The organism is Mesorhizobium sp. M0808 (genome assembly GCF_040320025.1).
Taxonomy (GTDB): Bacteria; Pseudomonadota; Alphaproteobacteria; order Rhizobiales; family Rhizobiaceae; genus Mesorhizobium.
Genome location: NZ_JAMYOX010000004.1, coordinates 81,555 through 98,390, shown reverse-complemented (window position 1 = coordinate 98,390; position 16,836 = coordinate 81,555). Strand labels below are relative to the sequence as shown.

At 62.3% G+C, this 16,836-nt stretch carries 16 protein-coding genes; 14 read left to right on the top strand and 2 right to left on the bottom strand.

Features of this window, described 5'->3' with window-relative positions:
• Positions 1 to 18: 18 nt before the first annotated feature.
• The 14 genes from NKI25_RS07815 to NKI25_RS07750 all read left to right on the top strand — a co-directional run bounded on the left by NKI25_RS07815 (position 19) and on the right by NKI25_RS07750 (position 14,885).
• Positions 19 to 1,581, top strand: coding sequence for an amino acid permease (locus tag NKI25_RS07815; protein WP_352998312.1), 1,563 nt, complete (start codon positions 19 to 21; stop codon positions 1,579 to 1,581).
• Positions 1,582 to 1,681: 100 nt separating this feature from the next.
• Positions 1,682 to 3,052: a glutamine synthetase family protein gene (locus tag NKI25_RS07810; RefSeq protein ID WP_352588202.1), complete on the top strand. Its 1,371-nt coding sequence runs from the start codon at positions 1,682 to 1,684 to the stop codon at positions 3,050 to 3,052.
• Between the two features lie 111 nt (positions 3,053 to 3,163).
• Entirely contained in the window at positions 3,164 to 3,559 is a 396-nt protein-coding gene (locus NKI25_RS07805; RefSeq protein WP_352588199.1) for a helix-turn-helix domain-containing protein, read from the top strand.
• Positions 3,543 to 3,968, top strand: a complete 426-nt coding sequence (locus NKI25_RS07800; RefSeq protein WP_352588196.1) for a type II toxin-antitoxin system VapC family toxin — start codon at positions 3,543 to 3,545, stop codon at positions 3,966 to 3,968. Before NKI25_RS07805 ends, NKI25_RS07800 begins: the two co-directional genes overlap by 17 nt.
• Positions 3,931 to 5,367: an aldehyde dehydrogenase family protein gene (locus tag NKI25_RS07795; protein WP_352998311.1), complete on the top strand. Its 1,437-nt coding sequence runs from the start codon at positions 3,931 to 3,933 to the stop codon at positions 5,365 to 5,367. The genes NKI25_RS07800 and NKI25_RS07795 overlap by 38 nt, the downstream gene beginning before the upstream one ends.
• A 42-nt stretch (positions 5,368 to 5,409) precedes the next feature.
• The gene (locus NKI25_RS07790) at positions 5,410 to 5,901 is read left to right on the top strand and encodes a DUF2569 domain-containing protein (protein WP_352588190.1); all 492 of its coding nucleotides are present in this window, start codon (positions 5,410 to 5,412) and stop codon (positions 5,899 to 5,901) included.
• Between the two features lie 38 nt (positions 5,902 to 5,939).
• The gene (locus NKI25_RS07785) at positions 5,940 to 7,112 is read left to right on the top strand and encodes an iron-containing alcohol dehydrogenase (protein WP_352588187.1); all 1,173 of its coding nucleotides are present in this window, start codon (positions 5,940 to 5,942) and stop codon (positions 7,110 to 7,112) included.
• 241 nt (positions 7,113 to 7,353) lie between these two features.
• The gene (locus tag NKI25_RS07780) at positions 7,354 to 8,460 is read left to right on the top strand and encodes an ABC transporter substrate-binding protein (protein WP_352588184.1); all 1,107 of its coding nucleotides are present in this window, start codon (positions 7,354 to 7,356) and stop codon (positions 8,458 to 8,460) included.
• Between the two features lie 64 nt (positions 8,461 to 8,524).
• A complete protein-coding gene (locus tag NKI25_RS07775; RefSeq protein WP_023675356.1) occupies positions 8,525 to 9,439 on the top strand; it encodes an ABC transporter permease in 915 nt (304 codons plus the stop codon).
• A complete protein-coding gene (locus NKI25_RS07770; protein ID WP_352588181.1) occupies positions 9,436 to 10,227 on the top strand; it encodes an ABC transporter permease in 792 nt (263 codons plus the stop codon). The genes NKI25_RS07775 and NKI25_RS07770 overlap by 4 nt, the downstream gene beginning before the upstream one ends.
• Before the next feature lie 16 nt (positions 10,228 to 10,243).
• Positions 10,244 to 11,308 (top strand): ABC transporter ATP-binding protein, encoded by a 1,065-nt coding sequence (locus tag NKI25_RS07765; protein ID WP_023675358.1) that lies wholly within the window; start codon positions 10,244 to 10,246, stop codon positions 11,306 to 11,308.
• Positions 11,309 to 11,477: 169 nt separating this feature from the next.
• A complete protein-coding gene (locus NKI25_RS07760; RefSeq protein ID WP_352620344.1) occupies positions 11,478 to 13,028 on the top strand; it encodes a cation:proton antiporter in 1,551 nt (516 codons plus the stop codon).
• Positions 13,029 to 13,117: 89 nt separating this feature from the next.
• Positions 13,118 to 14,032, top strand: a complete 915-nt coding sequence (locus NKI25_RS07755; protein ID WP_352690468.1) for an endonuclease/exonuclease/phosphatase family protein — start codon at positions 13,118 to 13,120, stop codon at positions 14,030 to 14,032.
• Positions 14,033 to 14,039: 7 nt separating this feature from the next.
• Complete coding sequence (locus tag NKI25_RS07750; protein WP_023675361.1) at positions 14,040 to 14,885, top strand: EamA family transporter; 846 nt, start codon at positions 14,040 to 14,042, stop codon at positions 14,883 to 14,885.
• Here the strand turns inward: NKI25_RS07750 and NKI25_RS07745 are convergent, their stop codons facing one another.
• Together NKI25_RS07745 and NKI25_RS07740 are read right to left on the bottom strand one after the other, a co-directional pair.
• Entirely contained in the window at positions 14,886 to 15,194 is a 309-nt protein-coding gene (locus NKI25_RS07745) for a Dabb family protein (protein WP_352690471.1), read from the bottom strand. It abuts the gene before it with no gap.
• A 10-nt stretch (positions 15,195 to 15,204) separates the two neighbouring features.
• A complete protein-coding gene (locus NKI25_RS07740) occupies positions 15,205 to 16,833 on the bottom strand; it encodes a GMC family oxidoreductase (RefSeq protein WP_352998310.1) in 1,629 nt (542 codons plus the stop codon).
• Positions 16,834 to 16,836 lie beyond the last annotated feature (3 nt).

Here is a 16,836-nt window from a genome sequence, read left to right as displayed (position 1 = left end):
CCAAAAGGGGACTTCAAAATGGTAGCACCGGGTTACAGTGAAGTTGATAAGAAGGAGGACCTGAAAGTTCTCCATGGAATGGGCTATGCTCAGGAACTTTCTCGAAGCATGAGCCGCTTCTCGAATTTCGCGATCTCGTTCTCGATCATCTGCATTCTCTCAGGCGGCATCAATTCCTTCGCGCAAGCGACATCGTCCATTGGTGGCGCGGGCGCTGGTATCGGCTGGATCGTCGGCTGCATGGTTTCGGGACTTTTCGCGCTCGCCATGGCCCAGATCGCCTCTGCATTTCCGACCGCGGGCGGCCTCTATCACTGGGCATCTATTCTGGGGAACCGTTTCACTGGCTGGCTGACCGCATGGCTCAACCTGCTCGGCCTGATCACCGTGCTCGGTGCGATCAACATCGGCACGGCTTTCTTTTTCGTCGGCACTTTCGGCGCAGCCTTCGGCATGACCGGCACGCCTGGTGAGATCGTCGGGTTTGTCGCCTTCATCACGGTGTTGCAGGCGCTGCTCAATCATTTCGGCATCAGGTTGACGGCTATGCTGACGGACGCCTCCGGCTTCCTGATCCTGGCAACGACAGCCGTGCTGATCGTCGCTTGCCTGGTGTTTGCGCCAGCGATCGACATCACGCGGCTGTGGACGTTCACGAACTATTCGGGCGAGGCGGGGGGCGGTGTTTTCCCGCAGTCCGATTCCATGACGTATCTCTTCCTGCTCTGCCTGCTGCTGCCGGTTTACACCATCACTGGCTATGACGCGTCGGCGCATACTTCGGAAGAAACGTTGAGGGCGGCCCACTCGGTTCCGCGGGCAATCGTTTCGTCCGTACTCTGGTCGTCGCTGATCGGCTGGGTGATGCTGTGCGCGATCGTACTGGCGATTCCGGATCTGGCGGCCGGCGCCAAGCAGGGCTGGGGCGTGTTCTTCGCCACGATGGACGCAATCTTGCCGGCGTGGCTGAAGACACTGCTCTATCTGGGCATTCTGATCGCGCAGTTCCTCTGCGGTCTGGCAACGGTCACCTCTGCCTCGCGCATGCTTTTCGCCTTTTCGCGTGACGGCGGCATGCCGGTCGGCTCGGCCTCGCTAGCCAAGGTCAGCCCGACCTGGCGCACGCCGGTCAATGCGATTTGGACGGCTGCTGTGCTCGAGGTCATCTATGTCTTTCTTGCCCAGTTCATCTCGGTCGGCGGCACGAACATCTATACCATCGTCGTCAATTCGACATTGGTGTTCCTGTTTCTGTCCTTCATTATTCCGATCGTGCTCGGCATGATGGCTTTCGGAACGGAGAAATGGCCGAACCCCGGCCCATGGAATCTCGGCGCCGGCCTGTTCAAGCTGTTTTGCATCCTGTCGGTCATCGGCATGGCGATCATCTTCTACATCGCCATCCAGCCGCCGAACGACAAAGTGCTCTATATCACCCTGGGCTTCATTGTGCTGACCGCGGTGCTTTGGTTCGGTTTCGAGAACCGCCGCTTCCAGGGTCCGCCCATCGGCGACCAGATCGCAAAGCGCCAGGCGGCGATCAAGGCAGCCGAGATAGCCGTCGGCGAAGCCGGCGCCTGACGCTCTCTGATGACCATGGCCGGCATCGTGCCGGCCATGGATTTCCGTTTCCTTTTCAAAGTGACAAGCCCGAAACGACAAGCGCTGGAGTGCCAAAGGAATGGCCGGAAATTTCTCGTTCGATCAGTTGAAGCAAGCGGTCTCCAGCGGCGAGGTCGACACGGTGCTGGCCTGCATCGTCGATATGCAGGGCCGGCTCGCGGGAAAGCGGTTCCTGGCCCGTTATTTCGTCGATTCCGCGCATGACGAGACGCATGGCTGCAACTATCTCTTGGCGGCAGACATCGATATGGAACCGGTGCCCGGCTACAAGGCGGCGAGCTGGTCGAAGGGTTATGGCGATTTCGTCATGAAGCCGGACCTTGCGACGCTGCGGCTCGTTCCGTGGCTGGAGAAGACGGCGCTGGTGATCTGCGACGTGCTCGACCACCATACCCATGACGACCTGGCGCATTCGCCGCGCGCCATGCTGAAGAAGCAGGTCAAGCGGCTGCAGGATCGCGGCTATATCGGCTATTTCGCTTCCGAGCTCGAATTCTATCTGTTCAGCGAAACCTACGATTCCGCCCGCAAGAAGCACTGGCAGGGCCTCGAGACGGCATCGCCCTACATCGGCGACTACCAGATCGGCATCACCACCAAGGAAGAAGGCGTCATGCGCCGGCTGCGCAACGAGATGGAGGCGGCCGGCATCCCGATCGAGAATTCGAAGGGCGAGTGGGGGCCAGGCCAGGAAGAGATCAATGTCCGCTACGCCGAGGCGCTCGACATGGCCGACCGCCACGTCATCCTGAAGAACGGCGCCAAGGAAATCGCCGAGTCCGAAGGCAAGGCGATCTCGTTCATGGCCAAGTACAATTACGGGCTCGCCGGCAATTCCAGCCACATCCATAATTCGCTGTGGAGCGCCGACGGCAAGACGCCGTTGTTCTACGACAAAAATGCCGAGTGGACGCTGTCGACACTCGGCCAGCAATGGGCGGCCGGCCAGCTCAAATATGCCAAGGAATTCACCTGGTTCCTGGCGCCCTACATCAATTCCTACAAGCGCTTCCAGGCCGGCACCTTTGCGCCGACCAAGATCATGTGGAGCGAGGACAACCGCACCGCCGGCTTCCGTCTTTGCGGCGAGGGCACCAAGGGCATCCGCATGGAATGCCGCATCGGCGGCGCCGATTTGAACCCCTATCTGGCTTTCGCCGCGCTGATCGCGGCCGGGCTTGCCGGCATCGATGAAAAGCTTGAACTGCAGAAGCCCTTCGTCGGTGATGCCTACCAGGCCTCGCAGCTGCCTGAAATTCCAAAGACATTGCGCGACGCCACCGCGACGCTGGCGGAATCGAAAATGCTGAGGCAGGCGCTCGGCGACGATGTGCTGGAACATTACGTCCACACGGCACACTGGGAACAGTTGGAGTACGACCGCCGGATTACGGACTGGGAACTGCACAGGGGGTTCGAGCGGTATTGACGGCGTTGCGCTTTACGCAATATTGTTGCGGTTATCGCACCAGCAACACGCAGGAGGCAGCGTTTGCCCAAAGGTAGAGCCCATGTCGACAAGGCGTGGTTCATGAGTCGAATGAACGAGCGCAAGCTCACGGTACGCAGCATGGCCGGCCGCATGAACATACACTACAGCGCCTTGTCGCGGACACTGAACGGTGAGCGGCGTATGCAGGTCGACGAGATACGCAAGATTGCTGAAATTCTCGACCGGCAGGAAAGCGAGATATTGGTGCACCTGGGAAGTTCCAATGATGCGGCGAAGCCACCGGAGCCTGATCGCCGGTCTGGTTTCAAGGAGGGGCAAGTGGATTTCGTGGACGACATGAACGGCAACAAGGAAGAGTACATCGTGCCGCCTCGGGGTGCCGATCCGTTGTTTGGATGCATGGCCGGGACGCTCACCCTGCTTCCGGACGTCGACTATACCGCGCCCGCCGATCCGGATTGGGGCAATGTCTATGACGAGTGAGGGGGTTCTGCTCGACACATGCTTCATGCTGTGGCTGTCAACGGAGCAGCCGGTCACGAGGGCTGCGGTCGAGAAGGTGACCAGCGCACGCAAAAATGGCAGCGTGATCGCCGTTTCCGTGATGTCCGCCTGGGAAATCGGCATGCTTGTAGCCAAGGGCCGGTTGCCATTCATCAAGTCACCGCTCGCATGGTTCGAACGGTTCGTGCAGACCGGGGCAGCGAGCGTCGAGGGGATCGACAGTGAGCTTTTGGTCGAGTCTTCGTTCCTGCCCGGCGTCGTTCACAACGATCCAACGGATCGGATCATCATAGCCACGGCGCGCTCGAAAGACCTCGAGATCATCACCCGCGATCGCGCAATCCTTGCCTATGGCGCGGCCGGCTTCGTCAAAACAGTGCCTTGTTGATTTGGAGACCTCCTTGGAAACCGTGAAGATAAAATCCCCCGTCGACGGTTCGATCTATGCCGAACGGCCTCTTGCCACCGACCAGGCGATCGGTGCCGCGGTCGAACGTGCCAAGGCGGCGCAGGAGAAGTGGGCTGAGACGCCGGTCGTCGAGCGCGGCAAATACATGCTTGCCATGCTGGAAGCGCTGGTCGCCATGACCGACGAGATCGTGCCGGAGATCGCCTGGCAGATGGGCCGGCCGGTGCGCTATGGCGGCGAGTTCGGCGGCGTCAGGGAACGCGTCAGCTACATGGTCGAGATCGCCGAGGCGGCCCTGAAGCCGGTCATGGCCTCCAATCCGAAGGACGGCTTTCGCCGCTATGTGAAGAAGGTGCCACTCGGCGTGGTCATGGTGATCGCGCCGTGGAACTATCCCTATCTCACCGCCGTCAACACCATCGTCCCGGCGCTGATGGCGGGCAGCGCCGTCATCCTCAAGCATGCGACACAGACATTGTTGGTCGGCGAACGGTTTCAGCAGGCGTTTGATAAGGCCGGCCTGCCCAAGGGCCTGTTCCAGAACCTCGTCCTGAACCACGCGCAGACTGAAAGGCTGCTCGGCTCCGGCAAGATCGACCATGTCAACTTCACCGGCTCGGTCGCCGGCGGCCGCGCCATCGAAAAGGCGGCGGCGGGCACCTTCATGACGCTCGGCCTCGAACTCGGCGGCAAGGATCCGGCCTATGTGCTGCCGGACGCAAAGATGGACCATGCCGTTGCCAATCTGGTCGACGGCGCCTTCTACAATTCCGGCCAGTGCTGCTGCGGCATCGAACGCGTCTATGTCCACGAGAAGGTCTACGATGAATTCGTCGAGGGCTTCATTGCCGAGACCAGGAATTACGTCGTCGGCAATCCGCTCGACCAGGCGACCACCATGGGGCCGATGGCGCAGGCGCGCTTCGCCGACCTGATCCGCGAGCAGAAGGCCGAGGCGTTGCGCAAGGGCGCCAGGGCACACATCAATATGAAGGTGGCCAACGACAGGCAAGGTTCCCCCTATCTGGCGCCGGAAGTGCTGACCCAGGTCGACCACCAGATGAGCGTCATGCGCGAGGAAAGCTTTGGCCCGATCGTCGGCATCATGAAGGTGCGCAACGACGAGGAAGCGATCGCGCTGATGAACGACAGCCCCTATGGGCTGACGGCCTCGATCTGGACGCGCGACACCGGCCATGCGGCGGCGATCGGCGATCGCGTCGAGACCGGCACCGTGTTCATGAACCGCTGCGACTATCTCGACCCGGCGCTGGTCTGGACCGGCGTCAAGGACACCGGCAAGGGCGCGGCACTGTCGGCCATCGGCTACGACAATCTGACCAGGCCGAAATCATACCATCTGCGCGAGGTGATCTAAGGTGGCGATCGACAAGCATGCGATCGCTGTTGAGGGGGAGTAATGGCGGATACACAACAATCGGCGCTGCCAGATCGTGAGGGTCCCGAGAGTATCGGCGGATGGCTTGTCCTGCCGATGCTCGGGTTGATGCTCACGCCGATACTGGGGTTGGTACAACTGCACAATTCCGACTATCTCGGCATGTTACAGAACTGGCAGGCCTACAGTTTGTCCCAAGGTGTGCTGATTCTTGCCGAATTGGTGATATCCGGCATACTAAACCTTACGGCCCCGGCCCTAATATTGTTCTTCATGTTCAAGCGCTGGCAGATATTCCCCGGCTGGTACATGATTTGGGCATTCGCGATGCCGGTATATGCCGTTCTCGATCCATGGGCTGTGCATCTGGCTTTTCCCACCGTCGTTCCAGAATTGGCCGATGCGTACGACGCAGACACCGTGGGCGGAATTTCGCGCTCGATATGGGCCGCAGTCATCTGGGTTCCGTACATGATGCGGTCGGAACGTGTGGCCAACACCTTTGTGAACTAATGACATCCAAGAGCACGAAAGCAGTCAAGAAGGTCGAAATGACAAAACTCGTTTCCAAATGGAATTACCCGACGACCGTCCGCTTCGGCGCCGGACGCATCAAGGAGCTGCCGGAGGTGCTGGCGGCGACCGGCATCAAGCGGCCGCTGTTCGTCACCGATCCGGGACTGGCCAGACTGCCGGTGGTGGCCTCGACGCTGAAGATCCTCGACGACGCCAAGGTGCCGTATGGCGTATTTTCCGAGGTCAAGCCGAACCCGGTGGATTCCAACCTGACCGCCGGCATTGCCGTGTTCAAGAAGGGCAAGCATGACGGCGTCATTGCCTTTGGCGGCGGCTCGGCGCTCGATCTCGGCAAGCTCATCGCCTTCCAGGCCGGGCAGACACGGCCGGTCTGGGATTTCGAGGACGTCGGCGACTGGTGGACACGCGCCGATGCCGATGCGATCGCGCCGATCATCGCCGTGCCGACCACGGCCGGCACCGGCTCGGAAGTCGGCCGCGCCGGCGTCATCACCAATGAAGCGACCCATACCAAGAAGGTCATCTTCCATCCAAAGCTTTTGCCGGCGATCGTCATTGCCGATCCGGAGCTGTCGGTCGGCATGCCGGGCTTCATCACAGCCGGCACCGGCATGGATGCGCTTGCCCATTGCCTCGAAGCCTATTGCGCGCCGGGCTATCACCCGATGGCCGACGGCATCGCCGTGGAAGGCATCAGGCTGGTCTTCGAAAACCTGCCGAAAGCCTATGCCAACGGCAAGGATCTGGTCGCCCGCGCCAACATGATGAGCGCCGCTGCCATGGGAGCGGCCGCCTTCCAGAAAGGGCTTGGAGCGATTCATTCGCTGTCGCATCCGATCGGCGCGCTCTACGACACCCACCATGGCATGACCAACGCCGTGTTCATGCCCTATGTGCTGGCCTTCAACCGAGAGGCGATCGAGCCGCGCATAGCCCGGCTCGCCGCCTATTGCGGCATCAAGGGCGGCTTCGACGGTTTTGCCAAGGCTGTTGTCAAGCTGCGCAAGGAGCTCAAGGTGCCGCACGCGCTGCCCGGCCTGATCAAGGGCCTCGACATGGACAAGAAGCGCAAGGGCCTGATTGCCGACATGGCGGTGGTCGACCCGACCGCCGGCGGCAACCCCGTCAAGCTGACCAAAAAGGCGGCGCTGACGCTGCTCGAAAACGCCATCGCCGGCACCGTCTGAGACAATTTTCGCATCGGAAATCGACTTGGGAAAGAGGCAAAGGAAAGGGGGAAAGATGAAAGGCAAGATCGAAACTAGTTAGCCGGAAAAAGAATCGCGAAGCGATTGCTACAGCCGGTTAAAAAGAGTTTACTTTTTCATACTGCGGGGCATCGCTTTCACAAAGTTTTCATCTGGCTGTCACACGAAAACGATACCGCATCGCAGGCGTCCAACGGCGTCAGTTCAACGGAGAGAACACATGTTCAAATTCACGGGAAAACTGCTTTCCCTTTCGGCCGTCGCCCTGATGGCGACCTCTGCCATCTCGTCGGCCCAGTCCATGGATGAACTGGTCGCCGCAGCCAAAGCTGAAGGCCAGCTCACCACCATCGCGCTGCCCCATGACTGGTGCGGCTACGGCGCGGTCATCGACGGCTTCAAGGCGAAATATCCGGAAATCACAATCAACGAACTCAACCCGGATGCCGGCTCCGGCGACGAGGTCGAGGCGATCAAGGCCAACAAGGACAACAAGGGCCCGCAAGCGCCCGACGTCATCGACGTCGGCCTGAGCTTCGGCCCGACCGCAAAGAAGGATGGCCTGATCCAGGCTTATAAAGTATCAACCTGGGACTCGATCCCGGACAGCGCCAAGGATGCCGAAGGCTTTTGGACCGGCGACTATTACGGCGTGCTTTCGTTTCTGGTGAACAAGGACCTGGTCAAGGAAGCGCCGGCCGACTGGGCCGACTTGCTGAAGCCGGAATTCGCCAATACCGTGGCGCTCGCCGGTGACCCGCGTGCTTCGAACCAGGCCATCCAGGCAGTCTATGCCGCCGGCCTTTCCGGCGGTGCGGCTGCCGGCGAAGCCGCCGGCACGGCTGGTCTCGACTTCTTCAAGAAGCTCAACGCCGCCGGCAATTTCGTGCCGGTCATCGGCAAGCCCGCGACGCTTGCCCAAGGCCAGACGCCAATCCTGGTGACCTGGGATTATAACGCGCTTGCCGGCCGCGATACGCTGAAGGGCAATCCGCCGGTCGACGTCGTCGTGCCGAAGACCGGTGTCGTCGCCGGCGTCTATGTTCAGGCGATTAGTGCCTACGCGCCGCACCCGAATGCTGCCAAGCTATGGCTGGAATATCTCTATTCCGACGAAGGCCAGATCGGCTGGCTGAAGGGCTATTGTCACCCGATCCGCTTCAACGACCTCGCCAAGAATGGCAAGCTCCCGGCTGACGTGATGGCCAAGCTGCCGCCGGCCGAGTCCTATGCAGCCGCGGTGTTCCCGACGCTCGACGAGCAGGGCAAGGCCAAGGAAGCCATCACCAAGAACTGGGATGCCGTCGTCGGCGCCAACGTCAAGTAAGACTTGAGATCAGCCGGGCGGCTTAGATCGCCGCCCGGCATACCTCCAGGACGGTAGCCGGCGCATGACCGATATCTCGTTGTCCGATCACGCTGTTGCCGGGAAGACCGCGCCTCCTGCCGACGCCCGCAGCATGAGGCTGCCGACGCAATGGCTTGGCGTTGCGCCTTTCTTCATCTTCGCCATCATGTTCTTGATCCTGCCCACGCTCTATCTGATGCTGGGCGCATTCCGGAACGATGCCGGCGAATTCACTTTCGAAAACATAGCGGCCTTGGCGCAGCCGTCGATCGTTGCCGCCTACTGGATCTCAATCAAGGTCAGCCTCGCCTCGTCGCTGATCGGTGCTTTCGCGGGACTTGCCATTGCCATCGCCATCGTCCGCGGCGGGCTGCCGGAGTGGATACGCTCGGCGACACTGACCTTTTCCGGCGTGGCCTCCAATTTTGCCGGCGTGCCGCTGGCCTTCGCCTTTCTCGCGACGCTCGGCCGGCTCGGGCTCGCCACGGTGCTGCTCAACGTCTTGGTCGGCTTCAACATTTATGCCCATGGTTTCAACATCCTGTCGTTCTGGGGCCTGACGCTGACCTATGTCTATTTCCAGATCCCGCTGATGGTGGTGATCATCGTGCCGGCGATCGATGGGCTGAAGAAGGAATGGGGCGAAGCGGCGGCAACGCTTGGCGCGACCCAGGCGCAGTTCTGGCGCATGGTCGTCATTCCGGTGATCTGGCCAAGTTTCCTCGGCACCGTCATCCTCTTGTTCGCCAACGCCTTCGGTGCCATCGCCACCGCTTACGCTCTGACCGGCTCCTCGCTTAACATCGTCCCTATCCTGCTCTACGCGCAGATCCGCGGTGACGTGCTGCACAATGCCCATCTCGGCTACGCCATCGCCTTCGGCATGATCGTCATCACTGGGCTGGCCAATGTCTTCTACATCTGGTTCAGGACGCGCTCTGAGAGGTGGCTCAAATGAAGTCCGGCAGATTCTGGGCCTGGATCGTCTTCGCGCTGGGCGCGGCCTATTTCTTCATTCCGCTGATCGCGACCGTGGAATTCTCCATGCGCATGCGGCGCGGCGCGTATTCCTTCGATGCCTATCAGGTCGTGCTCGGCGATCCCCGCTTCCAGGCGACCTTCATCTATTCGGTGGTCGCCGCCATCTTCACCATCATCCTTGGCGTGCTGGTGGTGGTGCCGGCGGCGTACTGGATTCGTCTGCGGCTGCCGCAGCTAAGGCCCGTCGTCGAGTTCATCACGCTGTTGCCGCTGGTCATCCCGGCCATCGTTATCGTCTTCGGCTACATCAGAATGTACGGGTCGAACTCACCGCTGCCGTTCCTGGCCAGCGACACAGGAGCCAATGCCTTGCTGGTCATCGGTTATGCGACACTGGCGCTGCCCTATATGTATCGCGCCGTCGACACCGGGCTTCGCACCATCGACGTGCGGACACTGACTGAGGCGGCGCAGATCCTCGGCGCCGGCTGGGGCACGATCATCGCTCGGGTCATCCTGCCGAACGTGCTGATCGCGGTGCTGTCGGGCGCCTTCCTGACCTTCGCCATCGTCATCGGTGAATTTACCATGGCCAGCCTGCTCAACCGGCCTGCTTTCGGACCCTATCTGCAGAACGTCGGCGCCAATCGCGCCTACGAGCCGGCGGCGCTTGCCATCATCGCCTTCGCCATCACCTGGGGCTGCATGTCGCTGATCCAGATCCTGTCGCGCTTCGCGCCGCGATCGGCGAACCGTCCGAACTGACCCGAAAGAAAAAGCCATGACCGAGCCATTCCTCTCAATCCAGCATGTGCGAAAATCCTTCGGCCCCATCACCGTGGTGCAGGATTTCAACCTCGACGTCGAGCCGGGCGAATTCGTCTCCTTCCTTGGCCCGTCGGGCTGCGGCAAGACGACGGTGCTGCGCATGGTCGCCGGTTTCGAAGAGCCATCCGCCGGCAAGATCGTCGTGGCCGGCAAGGACATCACCCGGCTCAAGCCCAACCAGCGCAATGTCGGCATGGTGTTCCAGGCCTATGCGCTGTTTCCGAACCTCACCGTGGCGCAGAATATCGGCTTCGGGCTGAAGGTCGCCGGTATGCCGAAGGCCGATGCCGACAGGCGCGTTGCCGAGATGCTCGACATCATCAAGCTGCCACAGATGGGCGACCGCTATCCCTATCAGCTCTCCGGCGGTCAGCAGCAGCGCATCGCGCTGGCGCGGGCGATTGCGCCCAAGCCGAAACTGCTGCTGCTCGACGAGCCGCTGTCGGCGCTCGACGCCAAGGTGCGCGTGTCACTGCGCGAGGAAATCCGCTCGATCCAGAAGAAGCTCGGCATCACCACCATCTTCGTCACCCACGACCAGGAAGAGGCGCTGTCGATCTCCGACCGCATCGCCGTCATGTATGGCGGCAAGGCCGAGCAGGTCGGCACGCCGTTCGAGATCTACAACCGGCCGGCAACCAAATTCGTCGCCAATTTCGTCGGCACGCTGAACGTGCTCGAAGGCACGGTCACCGACGCCGCTTCGGGCAAGGTGCGCGTCAACTCGCAAGAGGTCTCGCTCAAGGGCAAGCTCAACGGCTCGAAATCCGGCGACACGCTGTCGCTGGCGCTGCGGCCCGAGGCGATCTCGCTCGGCCGACACCCCGGCCGCGATTCCAGCCTTTCGGGCGAAATCGCCGAGGTGCATTTCCTCGGCTCGGTCATCCGGGTTCGCGTCGGCATCGGCGGCAGCACGGTCTCGCTCGACACGTTCAACAGTCCGGCCACACCGCCGCCGGCCGTCGGCGAAAAGGCCGAGATTTCGTTCTCGTCGGGCGACATGCTGGTGCTGCATTAGGAGAAGAGTGAATGGTGAATAGTGAATAGTGAATAGTAAGAATGCGCTTTACGCGCCGAAATTCCTCTGCAAGCAACCATTCACCATTCACCATTCACCATTCACGAGCAGCCAAAGCCGTCGCCGTTTTTGCAGTGCCAATCGCCCGGCTTCACCGCTACGATAAGGCATGGCGCTTTTTGAACTCACCCTTGTCCTGCTTCTCATCGCGGTCGCCCTGACCGCGCTGTCGCGGCGTCTGCAGATTCCCTATCCGTCATTGCTGGCGCTGGCCGGCGCCGGCATCGCCTTCCTGCCGTTTGCCCCGACCATCGAGATCGACCCAGAGCTGGCGCTCGCTCTGTTCATCGCGCCGGTTCTGCTCGACGCGGCCTATGACACGTCGCTGCGCGATCTCAACCGCTACAAGGTTTCGCTCATCCTGCTGGCGCTTGGCGCCGTCATCTTCACCACCGTGACGGTCGCGCTGGTCGGCTGGACGATGGCAGGCCTGCCCATTGCCGCGGCCATAGCGCTCGGCGCGATCGTAGCGCCGCCCGATGCGGTGGCGGCGGCGGCCGTGCTCGGACAGTTCAAGGTGCCGCACCGCATCACCGCCATCCTGGAAGGCGAGAGCCTGCTCAACGACGCCACGGCGCTGCTGATCTACAGGATGTCGGTTTCCGCAGCCGCCGGCTCCATCCTGTTGAGCAGTGCCGTTCCAATGATCCTGCTGTCGACGGTCGGCAGCCTTGCCGCAGGCTATGTGCTCGGCCGGTTGTCTCTCGCCATACTCGGCCGCATCGACGACCCGGCGAGCGGCACCGTGGTGCAATTCGCCTCAACCTTCGGCGTCTGGATCCTGGCCGACAGGATAGGGCTTTCTGCCATCATCACGATCGTCGTCTATGCCATGACGATCGCACGTACATCGCCGCGCCGCATGCCGGCAAGGAATCGTGTCAGCTCCTACTCGGTCTGGGAGACGGCGGTGTTCGTGCTCAACGTGCTGGCCTTCGTTCTGATGGGCCTGCAAGCGCGGTCGATCGTCGGTCGACTTGCCGAGCAAGGGCAAAGCGAGGCGTTCGTCTTTGCCCTGGCTGTGCTGGCCGTCGTCATCGTATCACGGCTCGTCTGGGTGCTGGGCTGCGGCGCGATCCTCAGAGCGCTGGCACGTCTGGGCGACGAGGACAGGCGGAAGGACGCACCGACATTCCGCGGCGGCGTGCTCATCGGCTGGTGCGGCATGCGCGGCCTGGTGACGCTTGCGGCAGCCTTCGCCTTGCCGGCCGACTTTCCCGGCCGTGATCCGATCGTGCTCGCCGCTTTCACGGTCGTGCTCGGCACATTGGTGCTGCAAGGCGTCAGCCTGAAACCGTTGCTGCTTCTGCTCAATCTCGACCTCGACCGGACGGTCGACCGGGAGGTGGCGCAGGCGCGCGTCGCCATCATGCAGGCGGCGCTGGACGTGCTCAGCGGCAAGACATCGAGCGCGGCCGGGGCGGTGCGAGAGCAATATGCCGCCCAGCGCGCCATCGCCGAAAACCCGGAGGATGCCCAGGCGGCGACCGAGTATGACAGATTGCGTCTTTACGCCATCAAGAGCCAGCGGGATGCGCTGGAGCGTTTGCGCATCGACGGAACGATCGGCGACGAAGCCTACCACCGCCTTGAGGAAGAAATCGACTGGTCGGAACTGGCAGCATCCCCGCCCGGTCGGTTCCAGCCGCTGACCACTTAGCATCTGGCCCAAGCTCCCTCCGCCCGGCTGCACATTGCAAGGCTGTCAGCGAACGGCTACTGCCAGCAGGAAACTGAGCCGGATAAGCAATGAAGCTGGTCAGCTATAACATCCAGTACGGCTTCGGCAGCGATGGCCGCTACGACCTGGCGCGTTGTGCCAAGGTCGTGGCCGGCGCCGACATCGTCGCCTTGCAGGAGGTGGAACGGCACTGGTTGCGCAGCAACGAGGACGACCAGCCGGAACTTCTTTCGCAATTGCTGCCCGACTATCATTGGGTCTACGGGCCGGCCTTCGACATGGATGCCAGCCACCGGCGTGAAGGCCGCATCGTCAACCGGCGGCGGCAATTCGGCACCATGGTTCTGTCTAAGCTTCCGATCGTCTGGTCGCGGCTGCATACGCTGCCGCTCAGGCGCACGCTGCGGCCGCTCAACACCCGCAATGCCGCACTCGAATGCATGATCCGCACCCCTGCCGGTCCGGTGCGGGTGCTGTCGTTGCATCTGGCGCATATCGCGGCCGAGGAGCGGCTGGAGCAGATCGACTATTTGCTGGCCGAGCATCGCCGCGCGCCGTCCGAGGGCGGCCCATGGAGCGGCGCCGACGACGAGCCGGCGCGCAACTGGAGCAATGGCGAACAGGAGCCAGAAAACCCCGTAGCGGCGATCTGGTTGGGCGACTTCAACATGGAGCCGGATAGCGCCGAGTACCGGCGCATTGTCGGCAGCGCGCCCTATCATCGCGGTGCCGCCTATCTCGACGGTTTTGTCGATGCCGCCGCCGTCGCAATGGAACCGACAGCGGATTTCCACACCCATGTGAAGACTATCGATGGCAGGCTGGCAAAGCGCCGGCTCGACCATTGCTTCGTCGGCGGCATGTTTGCCGGGCGCGTGCGCTCGGTCAGCGCCGATATCGACCAAATCGCTTCCGACCATTTTCCGCTCTGGGTCGATATCGACCTGGAGACGCCGATCGTCATCGGGACGGGCGGCGGATGAACCGCCGATGAGCCTGTTTGTCTTTTTCGCGGTGCTCGCCGCCGCTTCCATGCATGCGATCTGGAACGCGCTGGTCAAGGTCCATCTCGACCGTTTCCTGTCGATCACACTGATGACGCTCGGCATGGGTGCCGCTGCGCTGGTGACGTTGCCTTTCGTCGAGGTGCCGAAGCCGGAAGTGTGGCCATACATCCTCGCCTCGGTTGTCTTCCACATGGGCTACAGGACGTTCCTGATCGGCGCCTACAAGGCCGGCGATTTCGCCCAGACCTATCCGCTGGCGCGCGGCACCGCGCCATTGCTGGCCGCTTTGGGGGGCGTTGTGGTGGTTGCCGAGATGCCGGCGCCGCTCGCCATTCTCGGCATCCTCTTGTTGTCGGCGGGCACGCTGGTGCTGTCGTTTCGCGGCGGCGCGCATCTGGAGAAATTGAACCTGCGCGCCGTCGGCTTCGCGCTGGGCACATCGATCTTCATCGCCAGCTACACGCTGTCGGACGGCAGCGGCGCGCGGCTGGCCGCCACCGCGTCGAGTTATGCCGCCTGGCTGTTCGTCTGCGATGCGCTGTGGGCGCTGGTGCTATGCGTCGTCTTTCGCGGCCCACAGGCGCTGCCGGTGCTGGCGCGCGACTGGAAGGCCGGAATCTACACCGGCGTGCTCAGCGGCGGCGCCTACTGGATCGTGATGTGGGCGATGACCAAGGCGCCGATCGCCTCGGTGGCGTCGCTGCGCGAAACATCGATCCTGTTCGCCATGATGATCTCGGTGTTCGCGCTCGGCGAGAAGATGACGGCATGGCGAGGTGCCGCGGTGCTTAGCATCGTTGCCGGCGTCGTTGCGCTGAGAATGGGATAGTCACGCGATCTCCAGGTCAAACACCATCAGCCCGTCGGTGCCTTCGAGCGCCGCGACCAGTTTTGCGCCGGCTCGCTGATGCGCTTCATGCTCCAGATAGGCATCGCGTGCCGCAGCGTCGCGAAAGTCGATGGTGAAGCCGTGCGTGAAGCCGCGGGCGAAGGGTTCCGGGCTGGTATTGGCGCTGAATTCGACCCTGCCCATGCCGTCGATCACCGCCCGCAACGCTTCGAGATCGGCATGGATTGCCGCGCGCTCGGCGTCGGCGACATCGTTGCGAAATCTGACGAAGACACAGTGCCTGATCATTCTTTGTCCCTCATGCCGCTTGGTTGGTGGAAAACACCGCCGGCGGCAGCGGCTCGCGGCCAAGGATCAGATCGGCGCCTTTTTCGCCAACCATGATCGTCGGGGCATTGGTGTTGGAGGAGGGGATGCGCGGCATCACCGAGGCGTCGCAGACGCGCAGGCCCTCGATACCGCGCAGCCTGAGATCTGGCGTCACCACGCTCATTGCATCGTAGCCCATGCGGCAGGTGCCGACCGGGTGGTGGTCGGTCTTGGAACTGCGGCAGGCGTAGTCGAACAGCTCGTCGCCGCTCTGCAGGTCGGGTCCCGGCAATATCTCGCGCAGCACATAGGGCTGCAGCGCCTTCTGCCGCATGATCTCGCGCGCCAGCCTCAGCCCCTTGATCGACATATCGCGGTCATAGGGATCGGACCAATAGTTCGGATCGATCAGCGGGCGGTCGGCCGGATCGGCGCTGTTCAGCCGCACCGTGCCGCGCGAGTGCGGACGCAGGAAGGCCGAGTTCAGTGTCACGCCCGGATTGTTCAGCTTCTCGACGCCGGCCTCGATGCCGGAGCCGAGGCCGAGATGCAGCTGGATATCGGGAGAGGCGGCGGTCGGATCGGCGTACCAGAAGCCGCCGGTCTCGAACAGGCTGGAGGCTACCGGGCCTTTCTTCAGGAGCAGATACTGCAGGCCGGCCCAAGCCGTCCAGTGCAGCTTGGCGTAGTTGTCGTAGGTGTGATCGCCGGTGCATTCGGCGATGACGAACAGGTCGAGATGATCCTGCAGGTTGGAGCCGACGCCGGGCAGATCGTGCACCGGTGTCACGCCGACCGCCTTCAGATGGTCGGCCGGGCCGATGCCCGACTGCATCAGAAGCTTCGGCGAGCCGATAGCGCCGGACGAGACGATCACCTCGCGCTCGGCGCGCAGGATCGTTGGCTGGCCGCCCGGCCTGTCGACGATCTCGACGCCGACGGCGCGGCCCTTGTCGACGACGATGCGTGTCACCAGAACGCCGGTCCTGATGGTGAGATTCTTGCGCTCCCGGATCGGCCTGAGATAGGCGACCGAGGCGGAGGAGCGCTTCGCGTCCTTCTGCGTCAACTGATAGTAACCGACGCCCTCCTGGGCTACCCCGTTGAAGTCGGGATTGAAGGGGATGCCCATCTCCTGTCCGGCACGGAAATAGGCCTCGCAGATCGGCAGCGGCGCGATCGGGTTCGACACGCCGAGCGGGCCTTGGTCGCCGTGGAAATCGTTGGCATAACGCTGGTTGTTCTCCGCGCGCTTGAAATAGGGCAGCACGTCGCGATAGCCCCAGCCGGCAAGGCCTTCTTCCTTCTCCCAGGCGTCGTAGTCGCGGGCGTTGCCGCGCGTGTAGATCTGGGCGTTGATCGAAGAGCCGCCACCGATCACCTTGGCCTGCGTGTATCGGAAGACACGGTCCTGCATGTGCTTTTGCGGCACCGTCGACCAGCCCCAGGCGGCGATGCCCTTGGTCATCTTGGCGAAACCGGCCGGCATGTGGATCAGCGGATTCCAGTCCTTGCCGCCGGCTTCGAGCAGCAGCACCTGATGCGACGGATCTTCGCTCAGCCGGTTGGCGAGTACGCAGCCGGCCGGGCCGGCGCCGACGATGATGTAGTCGGTCATGGC